The organism is Paraburkholderia jirisanensis, from assembly GCF_054782355.1.
This window is the reverse complement of the sequence record NZ_BAAGSQ010000033.1, coordinates 841,019-855,486: the sequence shown is the minus strand read 5'-3', so window position 1 is coordinate 855,486 and position 14,468 is coordinate 841,019. Positions and strand designations below refer to the sequence as shown.

Sequence of the window (14,468 nt, the reverse complement as noted above, 5' to 3'; positions counted from 1 at the left end):
CAAAGGGTTTAGACCATCGCCCGGACAATGTCCTCCTGGCTGGGCGCGACGCCGTGCCGGAGGTCGTAGCTCGCGGTGATCTCGCCATCCTTGAGCACCATCAAGCGGTCTGCCAGTTCGAGCGCCTCTTCGCTGGTGTCCGCAACGAACAGGATCGACATACCGGTGCGTGCCTGCTCGCGGATCGCTTCGAACAGATCGTCGCGCGCGCCGGGGTCGAGTCCCCGGCTTGGATGATCGAGCAGCAGCAGCTTGAGTTGCTTCGACATCAGCCATTTGCCGAGCACGACCTTCTGCTGGTTGCCGCCGCTCAGGCGCTCGATACGTTCGTTGCCGGAACTCGCCTTGACCTTCAGGCGCGACATCCATTGCAAGGCGGCGGCGGCTTCGGCGCGATAGTCGACCAGAAAGCGGCTGCGGCCGTATTCGAGGCCATAGGTGACGACCATGTTCTGAATCAGCGAGCGCCCCGCCAGCATGCCTTCGAGCCGCCGGTTGGACGGCAGGTAGGCGACGCCGTTGCCGACTGCTTCGCGTGGGCTGAGCGCGCGCGCCGGCGCGTCGTCGAGCACGATCTCGCCGCTGACGGCGTCTTGCGCGCCGAACAGCGTGCGGCACAGTTCCTCCGCGCCGGAGCCTTGCACACCGACCAGCCCGACGATTTCGCCGCGCGCGACGTCGAGATTCAGGTTGGCGAAGCGGTTGCCGTCGGACAGATTGCGGATTTTCAGCCGTGCTGTTGCGGACACGGGCGCGCTTGCCGTCGACGGCTTGCGCGGTTTCACGCTGCGTTCGTGGCCCACCATCAGGCGGTACAGTTCGTCGCGATCGAGCGTGGCAACCTGTTCGTCGGCAACTTTGACACCATTGGTCAAGACGATCACGCGGTCCGATACGGAGAGGATCTCGTCGAGGCGATGCGAAATGAACACGATCGACGCGCGGCTGCGCAGACGCTGGATTTCGCGGAACAGGATCTTGATTTCATCGGGATTGAGCACCGATGTGGGTTCGTCGAACAGAATGATCGGCGGATGGTCGACCAGTTCCTCGATGGCGAGCACCTTCGCCAGTTCGACTTGCTGGCGCTCCGCGAAGCTGAGCTCTTCTATCAGCGCATCGGGGCGCAGCTTCACGCCGATCTTGTCGAGCTGCGCGCGCGCGGCCGCATACAACGCCGGCCAGCGATATAGCCCGCCGCGTGTGGCGCGATTCGGCTTGTCGATAAAGATGTTCTCGGCCACCGTCAGGTTCGGAATCAGCGACTGTTCCTGATGCACCATGCCGATGCCGAGCGACGTGGCCATCGCAGCCGAGCGCAGACGCACCGGCTCGCCGCGCAGCAGGATTTCGCCGGAGTCCGGCGCTTGCAGGCCGGCGAGCATCTTCATCAATGTCGATTTTCCCGACCCGTTCTGGCCCACCAGTCCCAGTACTTCGCCGGCCTTCAACTGCAGATTCAGGTTATCGAGCGCGACCACGCGGCCAAAGCGCTTGCTGATGTTCTTCAGTTCGAGGATCGCGCTCATTTCACCACCCTCAGTTTGCGGCGCAGGTGGTAACTGGTCACGCCGACCGCAACGAGAATGACCGCGCCGCTGATGATGTTGCGGGAGTAGGGGCCCGCGCCGATCTGGATGAGGCCGTTGCTGAGCACTTCGAGAATCAGCGCGCCGAGTGCGGATTGCAGCGCGCCGCCGCGTCCGCCGCTCAACACGGTGCCGCCGACCACCGCCGCGCTGATCGCGGGGAACAGCTGGCCGGCGCCGATGTCGGCATTGCCGTTGCCGAGTTGCGCCGACAGCAGCACGCCGCCGAGTGCCGCGACGCCGCCGGAAACGACAAAGGCGAACAGCTTGTAGCGGCGCACCGGCAGCCCGGACGCGACGATGATCGCTTCATCGCCGCCGATCGCGTAGATCATCCGGCCGACGCGTGTGTACTTCAGCACCGCGTAGGCGACGGCGATCACCGCGCAGGCAATATAGACGATCAGGCTAAGCCCGGCGATATGTACCGAAGACAGCCCCAACACAAGCGGATCATGCATCGTCGGAACCCGGTCGGGAAACAGCACGGCCGCCACGCCGAGCCCGATAAACCACATGCCGAGCGTGACGATCAGCGATGGCGTGCGGCCGAACACATGCAGCAGACCATTGAGCGCACCGAACAACACCCCCACCAGCAGCGCGATGAGAATGCCGCCGCAGCCGAAATCGTTCGCGTTGATGCCGTTGGCCACCAGCAGCGACAGTGTCATGCTGGCCGCGGCGATGACGCCCTGCATCGACAGATCGATCGCGCCGAGCAGGATCACAAAGCTCGCTCCGACCGCGAGAATCGACGGCACCGCCGCTGCCTCCAGGATCGACGCGAAATTCCCGGCACTGACGAAGCTGCTGGTGACGGCCTGGAACACCAGCACCATCAGCACGAGCGCGATCAGCGGCCCCATGTTCTGCAAAGTCTTGCGTGACAGCGCACGGCTCTTGCCGAAGTGCACGCGTTCGTCGCTGACGCTAGGTGAATTGGACATGATGTCTCCGGCAACGAGCAGGCTTACTTGGCGTTGTTCACGCCAACCGGAATCTGGCCTTCCGAGTAGCTCCAGAAGTCCTTCTTCATATCCGTATAGGTGTACTTCGGCGCATTTGCCTTGAGCGCGAGGAACTGATCGACGTTGTCCTTCGTGACGATTTCCTGCTTCAGGTAGAAGTCGCGCTGTGCCTGGGTCAGCTTGTCCGGCTGGATGTCGCCCACCGCCGCCGCATGGGCCAGCGCCATGCTGACCGCGCCCTGCAGCACACCGTCATTCATGATGGTGGCCAGCATGTCGCCGCTCTTGACCATGTCGAGACCGACCTTCGAGCCGTCGGAGCCGGTGACGAACACCTTTCCGTTCAGCTGCTTTTCGCGCAGCGCGGCTACGGCGCCGCGGGCCATTGCATCGTTCGACGCGAAGATTCCGTTCAGCGAATCGCCGTAGCGGGCGAGCCAGGTCCGCGCGATCGATTGCGCCTTGGTTTCCTGCCAGTCGCCGACCTGCGTGTCGAGCAGCTTCATCCCCGGGCATTCGGCGAGCGCCTTCTTCAGGCCTTCCATGCGTTGAAATGCGGGTGGCGTGGAGGGCACGCCTTCAATCGCGGCAATCTGCCCTTTGCCGTGCAGCGCGGTACACAACGCCTTGGCTTGCAGATAGCCGGATTCGACGCCGTCGAACGAGGTATGCGCGACCCACTTGTTATTGCCGGTGTCCCACGGATGCAGGTTTTCAGGGCGATTCCACACCGTCACGACGAACACGCCGGAGCGCGCGGAGCGGTCCACGACGGCTTTGACGTACGCATTCGACGTGGCATTGGTGACGAGCGCACAGCCGGTGCAGCCGCCGGCGTAGATCGCGCCGAGTTGTGCGAGCAACTGATCGCCCTGGAAGTTATCGGCGATCACCGTCGATTTGCTCCCCACCGATTGCGCAATATCGTCGACGCCGCGCAGATACTCCGCCCAGTATTCGGAAGCGGTTTCGTCGATGCCGGCGATCATCTTGCCGGTCGCGGTAGTTGCCGCGACGGCGGCCGATGGTGCGCCCAGTACGCCGCTTAAAAGCAGGCTTGCAGAAAGCAGGGATGCCAGCGCTTTGGTGGCCGCCTTGGCGTTCAATGCCATGTTTGTCTCCGGATTGGTTATGTATGTCGATTCGCTTGCTTGACCGCGCAGCATCTGGCGTTGCCTGCGGCGACCCGGTGAGCGTGACCGGTGTAGTGCGACGTCGTGCGTTCTGGCGTGTGTCTGGGTGGTCCAGCGGAACGATAGGTTCGGCCCACGGAAATGAGAAGGGACGGTGCCTTAAATGACTTTTCCGGCACGCGGAAGAATCATCAGGCTTACCCTGGGTGAGCGGCATTTCGATCAGACGGCCGCCGCGATGAACGCACCGTGAAGCTATTTTTCCGCGCGGCGGAAATTACATTTTTGCTGGTGCGGGTATCGGCATAGGGGGCGCACATTTATAGTCGTCCACACCATGCGCATGACGAAGGCAGGGTGGCTTTGTCGTCGGAAACAGTGTGCCGCGCGAATCACCGATACGGAAGTTAAAGGCAAAAAATGATCAAGCACATTGTCATGTGGCGGATCGGCGGATCGTCCGCCACGGAAAAGCAGGACGCGGTGCGGTTTGTGAAAAGCGCTTTTGAATCGCTCAACGGAAAAATACCGGGCATGAGCCTGCTCGAAATCGGCATCGACATGAGCCACGTCGATTACGCGTGCGACGTCGTGCTGTACTCGGAATTCGATTCACCGGATGCGTTGGCCGCGTATGCGAGCCACCCGGAACATCTACGTGTGAAAGCGCTGGTGGGCGAGATGCGCATCGCCAGACATCAGGTGGACTATCACGCTGCGAGCTGAGTTTCTCGGCGCGGCGACAGACAACATCACAAGGAGACATTCGATGGATCTGGGCGGCAGACTTGGGCATCTTTCCTATTCGACTCTCGTGCATCCGGGCGACAGCTGGACGCAGTTGCGCGACAGTATTCACAAGTACCTCCCGGCGATAAAGAAGCGCGTGTCGCCGGATGCGCCGTTCGGCGTATCGATCCGCCTGTCGGCAGCCACTGCGAAAGAACTGGTCGAAAACAAGAAGGAGCGCGATGACCTCAAGCGCTTTTTCGACGAGAACGATCTGTATGTCTACACGGCCAATGCGTTCGTATACGGCAGCTTCAAGAACACGCTGGTGAAAGAGCAGGTGTACGAGCCGGACTGGCACACCGAAGAACGGCTGCAATACACGAAGAACGTTGCCGACATTCTCGCGGCACTGGCTACGCCCGGCGTTTCGCCATCGATTCAAACCGCGCCGCTCGCGTTCCGTCCGAAGGTGGACAGCCCCGCCTATCTCGCCGTGATGACCCGCAACGTGCTGAGCATGGTCGCGCATCTCGCCGATCTCGAACGACGCACCGGGCAGCGCGTGACGCTGGCGATCGAGCCGGAGCCCGCGTGCTATCTCGAGAGCACGCAAGACGTGATCGCGTACTTCAGCGAACATCTGCATAGCGGCGGGGCGGCGCGTCAACTGGCTGAAATCGGCGCAATGCCGGTCTCGGAAGCGATCGGCGCGTTGCGGCGCTATGTCGGCATCGTGTACGACATCTGCCATCAGGCAGTGGAATGCGAAGATATCGGAAGCTCGCTGAACCAGCTGGTCGACGCAGGCGTGCCGATATTCAAGCTGCAGGAAGCATCGGCGGTGCGCGTAGCCGAGGTCACGCAGCAGAGCGTGGAGGCGCTCCGGAAATTCGCGGACACCATCTACCTGACGCAGACCACCGAGCTGAAGGAGGGCAAGGTCCGCAAGTTCCTGAACCTCGAAGACGCATTCGACGCATGGCAGCGCGAGCCGGGTTCGCGCGAGTGGCGCGTGCATTTTCACGTACCGGTCTTTCTCGAGGCGCTGGGCGTGCTCGGCACCACGCGCTTTGCGATCGAAGATGCGCTTGCGGCGCACAAGTCCTTGCCGCTGTCCACGCACCTCGAGATCGAAACCTACACGTGGGATGTGTTGCCGGATCATCTGAAAACCGGCGACATCGTCGACTATGTTTCGCGCGAGCTGGAATGGGTTCGCGCGCAGCTGATCGACTAAGCTTGTCACGGCCGTCAAGCGACCACGCGAGCGCAAAGAGATGAATCCGGTTTGTATCGTCAGTGCGCCGATCGGTTGCGTCGATGACGGCGCGTCGCTTCGCCGGCAATCCGCTAAGCCCGGCCTGCGCGACTGCATGAACGCGGCGGTTGAGCAAGGTGCAAGCGTGCTGGATCTCGGCGCGATCGTGAGTCGCGTGCGAGCGGGCGTGGACATCGGCGACGTGGTTCGTGCTGTCGGCGAGATACGCAAGGTTTATCCGCAAGCAATTCTCCAGGTCGCAGCGCATAGCGTCTCTGAATTGATCGTGTTGATCGAAGGGTTTGCGCAGCTTGCGCCCGACCTTGTGTCCGTGCCTTTGCCGATTCTCTGCAGCGACGATGCACGCGTACTGCTGCGCAGCGTTCGGGTGGAGAGGAAGCTGCCGCTACGCAGCAGGCTGTTGCTGGACGTACACGATCTATCGATGGTGTTTGGCGCCGCGACGATGCAGCACGAAGGGCTACTGGATGGCCCGTTGCGGATGAATTTCTGCTTTGGCCAGGCACTCGGCGTGCCGCCGGACCGGCACGCGTTTACGTTCTTCGTGCAGACGCTAAAGAGGCTCGCGCCCGACGCCGTCTGGTCCGGTATGGGGCAAGGCAAGAGCGAACTCGAACTGGCCCGGTGGTCGCTGGAAATGGGCGGCCACTGCCGCGCGGCGCCCGCTCGGCACAACGCGGCGCGTGACAGCGCGACCGTGCCGAGGGTGATGCAGCTTTGCAAGGAATATGGGCGTCGGCCTGCATCGTTCGTGGAGGCAAGGCATGCGTTGTCGCTCGATGGTGCGGTTCACGCGTCAGTCGTATAAACGTCTTGTCTGGGCTGCTCGCGCCGACACTCATGCGCCGTGCACAGGACCTGTTTGCGTAAGCAGCGGAGAAAACGATGAGATCTGAAAGCGATGCGCTCACGCGCTGCGCGCTGCGCAGCGCCTGAACCATGGCGACTGTTTCCCGTTCGTCAGACGCTGCGGCGGCGAAAGCCCTGGGCCCGATTGCGATACTGGCGGCCGCCGCTTTCCTGATCGTCACGTCGGAATTCCTGATCGTAGGCCTGCTGCCTGCGCTGGCCGCGGACCTGCGTATTTCCGTTTCGCTGGCCGGCCAACTGGTGACCCTGTTCGCGGTGGCGGTGACCGTTTGCGGGCCGATCCTTACCGTGCTTACTGCGCATGTAGATCGCAAGAAACTGTTCACGGCGATCATGCTGGTGTTTGCGGCGAGCAACGCGTTGGCAGCCTGTGCGCCGGATCTGCATGTACTGGCGATCGCGCGCTTCGTTCCGGGCATGGCGCTGCCGGTATTCTGGGGCACCGCGAGCGACACCGCGGGGCAACTGGCCGGACCTGAGCGTGCTGGCCGCGCGGTCGCGCAAGTCTATCTCGGGATCTCGGCTGCGCTGCTGTTCGGTGTGCCGCTCGGCACGCTCGCGGCGGGTCCGCTCGGCTGGCGCGGGTCGTTCTGGATACTCGCGGCAGCTTCGCTGTTGATGGCGGTGCTGCTGATCGCGTATATGCCGGCGGTCGCGCGCCCGGAGCGCATGCGCGCCGCCGAACAGCTGCGGATTTTCGGCCATCGGCCGTTTCTGGCCAATGTGCTGCTGTCCGTGGTGCTGTTCACCGGCAGCTTTACCGGGTACACCTATCTTGCCGATACGCTCGGCCGCATCGCACACGTTCCGGGCGCGTATGTGGGCTGGTGGCTGATGGGCTTCGGCGCGATCGGACTGGTCGGCAACTGGGCCGCCGGGCATCTGGTGGGCCGCAGCCCGATGCGCGCGACGATCCTCTTCGCCACGTTGCTGGCCGTGGCAATGGCTGCGGCCGTGCCCGCGGCGCGCTCGCCGGCGGCGCTGGCCGGTGTGCTGTCAGTTTGGGGTATCGCGTACACCGCGCTGTTTCCGGTGTCGCAGGTGCGCGTGATGAAGTCCGCGACGGTTGCGCGTGCGTTGGCCGGCACCTTGAACGTTGCCGCGGCCAATGCAGGGACGGCATTCGGTGCAATGGCCGGCGGCGCGACGATCGCGTGGTATGGACTCGATCGGGTCGGGTACGTGGGTGCTGCGATTACGGCGGCTTCTGTTGCGCTTGCGTGGGTGATCGGGCAGCTGTGGCCATGACGTGCCGGTTAGCTGGCACGGGCTGCTCTGGTGCGACGCTGGTTTTAACGCGGGGGTTGCGCACCGCCCACATGTCCTGCTTTCTCCATCGCATCCATATGCTCCGCGATCGCCCCCGGCGTCGTCACCCACACATCGCCTTGCGTGCGTGCCGCAACGATATGCCGCAACGCCCGACGCAGATGCCGCAACCGATAAGGCTGCCCCACCAGATACGGATGCAGCGCAAGGCCCATCACCAACGCCTGCGGATTGCGGCCTGAGGTGGCCTGCTCGCGCATCTCGTCGAACTGGTCGATGATCATGTCCGCGAAATCGCGTCCGTCGAGCTGGCGGCCGATGATCATCGGAATATCGTTCAGTTCCTGCGGGTAGGGAATCGACCACAGCGGCGCGCCGCGCGTCGCCATGCGCACCGGCCGGTCGTCGTGGCACCAGTTCAGCGTATAGCGATAGCCCGTTTCGGCCAGCAGATCCGGCGTCGCATGCGACTCCGAGATCCACGGCGACAGCCAGCCTGCCGGCGCCTTGCCGGTATGCGCGGCGATGCGTTCGCTGCAATGCTGCAGCAACGCGCGTTCGGCCTCTTCGCCAAGCGCGCTTTGACGCTGCGAGTTCGTATGGCCATGGCCGATCAGTTCGTCGCCGCGCGCCACGCACGCATCGATGACGTCCGGGCAGTGATCGTATAGCGACGTATTGATCACGACGCCGGCCGGCATCTCGAGCTGGTCGAACAGTTCGAGGCAGCGCCATACGCCGACGCGGTTGCCGTACTCACGCCAGCTGTAGTTGAGCACGTCGGGTTCCGGCGACACCGGGCCGAGCGACGCGCCGAGTCCTGTGCCAAACGCGAAATGCTCGATGTTGAAGCCGAGATAGACGGCCAGCGACGCGCCGCCGGGCCAGCGGAAGGTGTCGCTATCGGTGATCGGGCGATACGGAAAGCGGCCATGCGTGGCGAGCGGCGCGAATGCGTGCGTATCGGTAGTGGGGTGGGGCCTGGTCGTGTCGGTCATGAGTGGAGTGAGGTGTAGCCTGGCGAGTGAGTGCGGCGCTTTAACAGCAGCCGTGCCACGCGCTTTTCAGATAGAACGGGCCGAGGTCTTCGGCAAGTGCATTGACGGTTGTTTGCCAGTCGCGCACCGCAGGTTGTGCGGCGATGCGCGCGCGCATCTGGTTTAGCAATTCGGTGCGCAGCGCGGGTTCGTCGACGCCTTGCACGCGGCCTTGTTCGACCACGCTGCGCCCGCCGATCACCACTCGCTCGATGTGTGTACCGTTACCGCGTGCGAGCACGAGGTCGAGCGGATCGATGTCGAGTAGCGCGTCGTCGTTGAGCGTATTCCAGTCTAGCAACATGAAATCGGCCGGCGCGCCCGGCACGAGGAGACCGCCTTCCGCGCTGTCGCGATCTGCGCCGACCACGCTGCGCCGGCCATTTTGCGCAGCAAATGCCCATAGCTGCGCGCGGTCCATCGTCACGTCGAAGCCCCATCCGCGATGCAGCTGATACGCGAGACGCAGTTCGCGCAGCGCATCGTTGTCTTCGTCGAGGCCGGTGCAGTCGAGGCCGAGCGCGACGCGGCAGCCTTGTCGCAGCATCTCCGGCACCGGTGCGATGCCGGACTTCAGATACAGGTTCGAGCTCGTGTTCACCGCAATCGTCACGCCGCGTTCGGCAAGCAGCGCGAGTTCGTCCGGTCGCGCAAAGACGCAATGTGCGAGCGTCAGGCGTGGGCTCAGCAAACCGAGTTCGTCGAGAAACCTGACGATGCCCTCAGGATGCGTGCGATCGGCCCATTCGCGCTGATAGCGCGTCTCGAGCAGATGCAGATGCACGGGCCGGTTGTGATCCGCGGAAGCCTGCGCGATCGCCTCGAGCAACGGCGTCGAGCACCATTGCACGCCGGTCGGACCGTATTGCACGGTGGTATTCGCTGCGTAACCTTCTGCAGCGACCCTGTGCGCGACTTCGTCGACCAGCGCGAGTTGCTGCGCGACGGGCACGGCCTTGACGCTCAGACGCGCCGCAATGGCATCGCGCAGTGGCGCACGCACGGCCGCGAGCGCGGTGGAGTCGTCGCAGTACGCGATGCCTTGCCGGTCGCGCAACGCGATCGCAAAACCGATCCGCACGCCGACGTCGTGCGCCGCGCGTGCCACCGCGCACGCTTCGTCGACGTAGGGCATGCCGCCTTGCACGCGTGTGTAATGCACCATCAGGTTCGCGACGCCATGACGCACCGAGCGGGCGAACGCGGCCGCCGCGCTCAGATACGGGTCCACGCCGGGAATCAGGCCCATAAACGGCAGCCAGCTTTCAAGCGGCTTGTCGAACGCGTCTACGCTCGAGCTGCGGAAGTAGCGGCCGTGATCGTGCGCGTTGGTCAGCGCGGGCAGCGCGACGTAGCGGCTCGCCTGTGGGTGGGGCGGCGCTGACGCCGGCGTTGGCGCAACCGATGCGATGCGGCCCGCTGCGTCGACGGTGACGCGCACGCCGGCTTGCGCCGGCTCGCTGCCGGGCGCGGCCAGCAGCCAGGCGCAGTCGTGGGTGGTGTTCATGCGAATGCGAAGTCATGGATTGAGCGGGCGGCCGCGCCCGTACGACGACTGCGGGCGCGGCGAGTGCGTGATTCTACCCAGCCGAAAATAATGTCGCGACCGGGCAGCCGCGGCGTCGCGCCGATCTGGCCTTGGGTGTACCCATCGAATGGTTCGGCGCAGCGGGCGTGCTGGCTGGTCATATCGGCAACGTGACCTGGGATGATGTTCGCACCCGTGCCGCGAGCAGCTGCGGTAATGGCGTAGCGACCGCGCCGGGCTGCGCAGCATCTTTTCTGCGCAGGCAAAACTCTTTATCCATGATAGGGGTTGGCGCTGCGTCGCGCCGATCCTAGATTTTTCTTCTGTGGGATGCGTTGAGTGGAAAGTCTTCTAATTCATCATGTCTTTGTTGATTCGGAGAGCGGACGATGGAACCCAGCGACAAGCAAGAGTTCAACATTACGCGCGTGACCCCGGACTACTGGCGCGTCACGATCGACAACCCGCCGTTCAACATCTTCGGTCCGAAGTCGATTCCGGTGCTCAATCATGTCGTCACCGAGATAGAGCGCGACCCGAACGTGAAGGTCGTCGTATTCGACAGTGCCGTGCCGGGATTTTTCCAGACGCATTTCGACTTCGTTCCGCCGCTCGAGACCACCACCGCGATGCCTGCCGGCCCCACCGGCTTGCCGCCTCTGCCGGATATGTTCGTGCGTCTCACGCGCTCTGCGGTGGTGACGATTGCCGAAATCCGGGGGCGCGCCAGCGGGGTCGGCAGTGAACTCGCGCTTGCATGCGACATGCGCTTTGCGAGCCGCGAAAAAGCCGTGCTGTCGCAGTTCGAAATCGGCGGGGGCTTTACGCCGGGAGGCGGCCCGATGGTGCGGCTGCCCCGCCTGATCGGCAGGGGGCGGGCGCTGGAAGTCATGCTGAGCGGCAATGACTATCCCGGTGAGCTTGCCGAGCGCTATGGCTATGTGAACCGCGCGCTGCCGGATGCCGAACTGGGTGAATTCGTGGACACGCTGGCACGCCGGATTGCGAGCTTCGACAAGCAATCGATTGCCGACATCAAGCAGATGGTCAATGCATCGACGTTGCCTTCCAATACCGAAGTGGCGGCGGAATGGAGCTCGTTCATTACGTCAGTTCAGCGTCCGGCGGCGCAGCACAATATCAAGGAATTGATGGAGCGGGGGTTGCAGCAAAATCCCGATGTGGAGATCAATCTTCCGAGGTACACCGGCGAGGTCAATCTGCCGCATTAGCAATGGCAGCAACGGCAACCGGGCGAGCGCGGCGCGTTGTTGCGCTCGACGCTGCATGCTTCGTGCGTTGCGTGATGCTTGATGCGCGTCGATTGCGCGTTGCGTGGGGCACGCTTGCGCGCCGTCATCTGCTTTCCCATTGTCATGCGCGAATCAGGCCACTCATCGGCCGCTGTCCTGAAACCTGCCCGAACAGCACGCTCGCCGTCCGCTGAGGGTCGAGCTGCAGGCTCTCCGCCGCCGCCCCCGCAATCAGCGCATCGAGCCCGGCCGTAGGCTTCAGGTCGCGTCCTTCGTAAAGATCGGCTTTACGCAGTCCAGGCCAGTCCGCCACCACGCGTCCACCGGCCACCGCACCGCCGAGCAGCATCGCCGCCGAACCGGTGCCGTGATCCGTGCCGCCGGTGCCGTTTGCCGCGGCGGTGCGGCCGAACTCGGTGGCGACCAGCACGGTCGTGTTGTCCCATTGCGCGCCGAGCCCGTCGCGCAGTGCCGCGAGCATCGCGTCGAGCCCGCGCAGCGTCTGCGCGAGCCGCTGCGTTTGCGCGCTGTGCGTGTCCCAGCCACCGGTCTCGATCATCGCGATGCGCGGACCATCGTCGCGCGCGAGCAGCGCAGCGGCGAACTTGCCGAGCGCGCCGCCGTCCTGGCGCGCGCGCGATGCCGCATCGCCGACCATCGCGCGCGTCTGCGTGGCCGCTTCCCATAGCGGATGCAATTGCGCATCGTGCTCGTACATCTGCGCGACGCGGGTGAGCAGATCGTCCGGTGCGGGCGGCAGGGTCGACGGCGCATACGATGTCACCGCGGTCTTGCCGCGCAACGCCATCGGTACGGACGGTGCAAACGCGATCGCGTCCGGGCCGCGCGGCAGCAATCCGGCAAGCCGGTTCAGCCAGCCGTCTTTCAGCTGATACGGCGCGGTGCCGCCGGTTTCCAGCACGTTTTGTCCGTCGAAGTGCGAGCGGTCGCGATACGGCGAAGCCACCGCATGCACGAACAGCGCCTGATGCGCGGCATACATCTGTGCCGTAGAAGCAAGCGCGGGATGCAGCGCGAACATGCCGTCGAGCCTGGTGGCGTTGGCTGTGTCGATCGTCAGTGCGCCGCGCAGCGCGGCGTAGTCGGGGTCCGCGTACGGCACGACGATGTTCAGTCCGTCGGCCGCGCCGCGCTGGATCACGAACACGAAGCGGCGCTCGGTGCGCGCGTTGGCGAACGCGATGCGCGGTGCGATCAGCAGCGCGCCTGCACCGGCCGCGGCGGTGCGTATGAAGTGCCGGCGGGAAATCGTCGTGGTCATCGTGGTGGGCTCCATCGCGCTCATCGGCGCTGAAAGTCAGGCGACACCAGCAGTAATGCCAGTGCCATCGTGCCGCTGTCCGCGCGCGCCACGGCCGTGGCGGTCGGCTGGCTCAACGAACCCGCCAGCAACTGGTCGCCGAGGCCGCGCGCGTCGAGCCGGTCGCCGACCCTGGCCGCGAGGCGCTGCGCCAGTTCGACGCGCCGCAGCAGCGCGTCCGGCGAGGCCCAGCTCGCAGCGATATCGTCGTAGCCGGCGGGCGACCCGGGGCGCCACACCGGCTGCCCTAGTTGCGTGAGCAACGGTGCCGCCTGCAGATTGCCGAGGTCGCCGAAGTTGCGGTAGCCGAGCCCGCGCAGTGAGGAAATCGTCCATTCCCACGGGGACTTGAATTTGACGTCGCTAGCCGACCACGCTTCGCGACTTTCGATCAGCGCCTGGTACACGCTCGGCAAGTCGCCGCTCGTCTTCATGAAGGTGACGGCGAGCCGGTCCACCACCGCGGGCGGCGGGTTGTCGGACACGAAGTGCCGCGCCAGCTTGTCCGCGATATGGTGCGCAGTGGCCGGCGTGTGGGCGAAGTCGTGCAGGATCGCTAGTGCCTGGGTGTCGTCGGCTTCGTCGTAACGGCGTCCGATGATGGTGCGTGCGCCGGGTTCGTGTAGCGCCGTGCGGAACGTGAACGCGCCGGGTGGTGGCGCGGTATCCACTGCCGCGTTGCTGCCGTTGCGTGGCGGCAAACCCGCCTGCAAACCAGCGACGCTCCAGCCGGTCAGGGCCCGCGCGAATTCGGTGACGTCCTGTTGCGTGTAGCCGCTGCGCGCGCCGAGCGTATGCAGCTCCATGATTTCGCGCGCGAGGTTTTCGTTGAGGCCGCGTGCGCGGCCTGGGTTGCGCTGCGCCGCGCGTAGGGCGGCGACGCTGTCGGGCCCGACCGAATTGTTCTGGTCGAGGTAGATCTGCATTGCCGGATGGCGTTCCGCGGCAACCAGCATGTCTTCGAAACGGCCCAGCACGTGTGGACGAATCGCTTCCACTTCGAACGCGCCGGCCAATACCGCGACCTCCTGCTTTTCCGTCGATACGGCGAAGTGGTTCGCCCAGAAATGCACCAGCCGTTCGACGAACGGCGCGGGCGTGTCGAGCGCGCTGTCCACGCGTGCGTTCACGGCGTCGCGGTAAGTGGCGAGGATGTCGGCGCGCAGTGCTTTCCTGGCTTGCTGGTTGGCTTGCGCGGCAGATGAAGCATCGGAGGATTGCGCGGTGGCGCCGGAGGCGGGGTCGTCGGTGGCGCGTGCGTTTTTCGTCGTCTGGCGGATTGCGCGGCGCTGTTCGGCGAACGCCGCGACCAGCGCTGCCGAGTTCGGCTGGTTCGACCATGCCGGCGGCATCGGCTGATAGCGGTCGAACTGCGCGAGCAGCCACGCTTTCGGATCGGCCGGCGCCGGCTGGTTCGGCTGCGCGCCGAGGCCGAAGCGGTTCAGCGCGATCGCGGCCGGCGTAGCGGCGGAAGACTCGTTCATGC

The 14,468-nt window shown here is 64.5% G+C and carries 12 protein-coding genes; 5 read left to right on the top strand and 7 right to left on the bottom strand.

What is annotated here, in order from left to right; all coding sequences use genetic code 11:
* Positions 1–8 precede the first annotated feature (8 nt).
* Genes ACYVNQ_RS35845 through ACYVNQ_RS35835 form a run of 3 tightly spaced genes read right to left on the bottom strand, consistent with a single transcriptional unit; the run spans position 9 to position 3,672 of the window.
* On the bottom strand, positions 9–1,529 hold the full coding sequence (locus ACYVNQ_RS35845) for a sugar ABC transporter ATP-binding protein (RefSeq protein WP_460910181.1): 1,521 nt from the start codon (positions 1,527–1,529) through the stop codon (positions 9–11).
* Complete coding sequence (locus tag ACYVNQ_RS35840) at positions 1,526–2,539, bottom strand: ABC transporter permease (protein WP_460910179.1); 1,014 nt, start codon at positions 2,537–2,539, stop codon at positions 1,526–1,528. Before ACYVNQ_RS35840 ends, ACYVNQ_RS35845 begins: the two co-directional genes overlap by 4 nt.
* Positions 2,540–2,562: 23 nt before the next feature.
* Positions 2,563–3,672 carry a sugar ABC transporter substrate-binding protein gene (locus ACYVNQ_RS35835; protein WP_460910177.1) on the bottom strand — a complete coding sequence of 370 codons (1,110 nt, stop codon included), beginning with the start codon at positions 3,670–3,672 and terminating at the stop codon, positions 2,563–2,565.
* Between the two features lie 441 nt (positions 3,673–4,113).
* Here ACYVNQ_RS35835 and ACYVNQ_RS35830 point away from each other — a divergent pair, with 441 nt between their 5' ends.
* From ACYVNQ_RS35830 to ACYVNQ_RS35815, 4 genes are all read left to right on the top strand, one after another.
* Positions 4,114–4,419 (top strand): Dabb family protein, encoded by a 306-nt coding sequence (locus ACYVNQ_RS35830; protein WP_460910175.1) that lies wholly within the window; start codon positions 4,114–4,116, stop codon positions 4,417–4,419.
* A gap of 43 nt (positions 4,420–4,462) precedes the next feature.
* Positions 4,463–5,662: a metabolite traffic protein EboE gene (gene eboE, locus ACYVNQ_RS35825; protein ID WP_460910173.1), complete on the top strand. Its 1,200-nt coding sequence runs from the start codon at positions 4,463–4,465 to the stop codon at positions 5,660–5,662.
* Positions 5,663–5,702: 40 nt separating this feature from the next.
* Complete coding sequence (locus ACYVNQ_RS35820) at positions 5,703–6,512, top strand: 3-keto-5-aminohexanoate cleavage protein (protein WP_460910170.1); 810 nt, start codon at positions 5,703–5,705, stop codon at positions 6,510–6,512.
* A 131-nt stretch (positions 6,513–6,643) separates the two neighbouring features.
* A complete protein-coding gene (locus ACYVNQ_RS35815; RefSeq protein ID WP_460910168.1) occupies positions 6,644–7,822 on the top strand; it encodes an MFS transporter in 1,179 nt (392 codons plus the stop codon).
* Positions 7,823–7,866: 44 nt separating this feature from the next.
* On the opposite strand, the gene ACYVNQ_RS35810 is transcribed toward ACYVNQ_RS35815, so the two are convergent.
* A complete protein-coding gene (locus tag ACYVNQ_RS35810; RefSeq protein ID WP_460910166.1) occupies positions 7,867–8,841 on the bottom strand; it encodes a polysaccharide deacetylase family protein in 975 nt (324 codons plus the stop codon).
* A gap of 40 nt (positions 8,842–8,881) precedes the next feature.
* On the bottom strand, positions 8,882–10,387 hold the full coding sequence (locus ACYVNQ_RS35805) for an amidohydrolase family protein (protein ID WP_460910164.1): 1,506 nt from the start codon (positions 10,385–10,387) through the stop codon (positions 8,882–8,884).
* A 410-nt stretch (positions 10,388–10,797) separates the two neighbouring features.
* Here ACYVNQ_RS35805 and ACYVNQ_RS35800 point away from each other — a divergent pair, with 410 nt between their 5' ends.
* Positions 10,798–11,640 (top strand): enoyl-CoA hydratase/isomerase family protein, encoded by an 843-nt coding sequence (locus ACYVNQ_RS35800; RefSeq protein WP_460910162.1) that lies wholly within the window; start codon positions 10,798–10,800, stop codon positions 11,638–11,640.
* A gap of 142 nt (positions 11,641–11,782) precedes the next feature.
* Here the strand turns inward: ACYVNQ_RS35800 and ACYVNQ_RS35795 are convergent, their stop codons facing one another.
* Complete coding sequence (locus ACYVNQ_RS35795; RefSeq protein WP_460910160.1) at positions 11,783–12,943, bottom strand: DUF1501 domain-containing protein; 1,161 nt, start codon at positions 12,941–12,943, stop codon at positions 11,783–11,785.
* A gap of 20 nt (positions 12,944–12,963) precedes the next feature.
* Positions 12,964–14,466 (bottom strand): DUF1800 domain-containing protein, encoded by a 1,503-nt coding sequence (locus ACYVNQ_RS35790; protein WP_460910158.1) that lies wholly within the window; start codon positions 14,464–14,466, stop codon positions 12,964–12,966.
* Positions 14,467–14,468 lie beyond the last annotated feature (2 nt).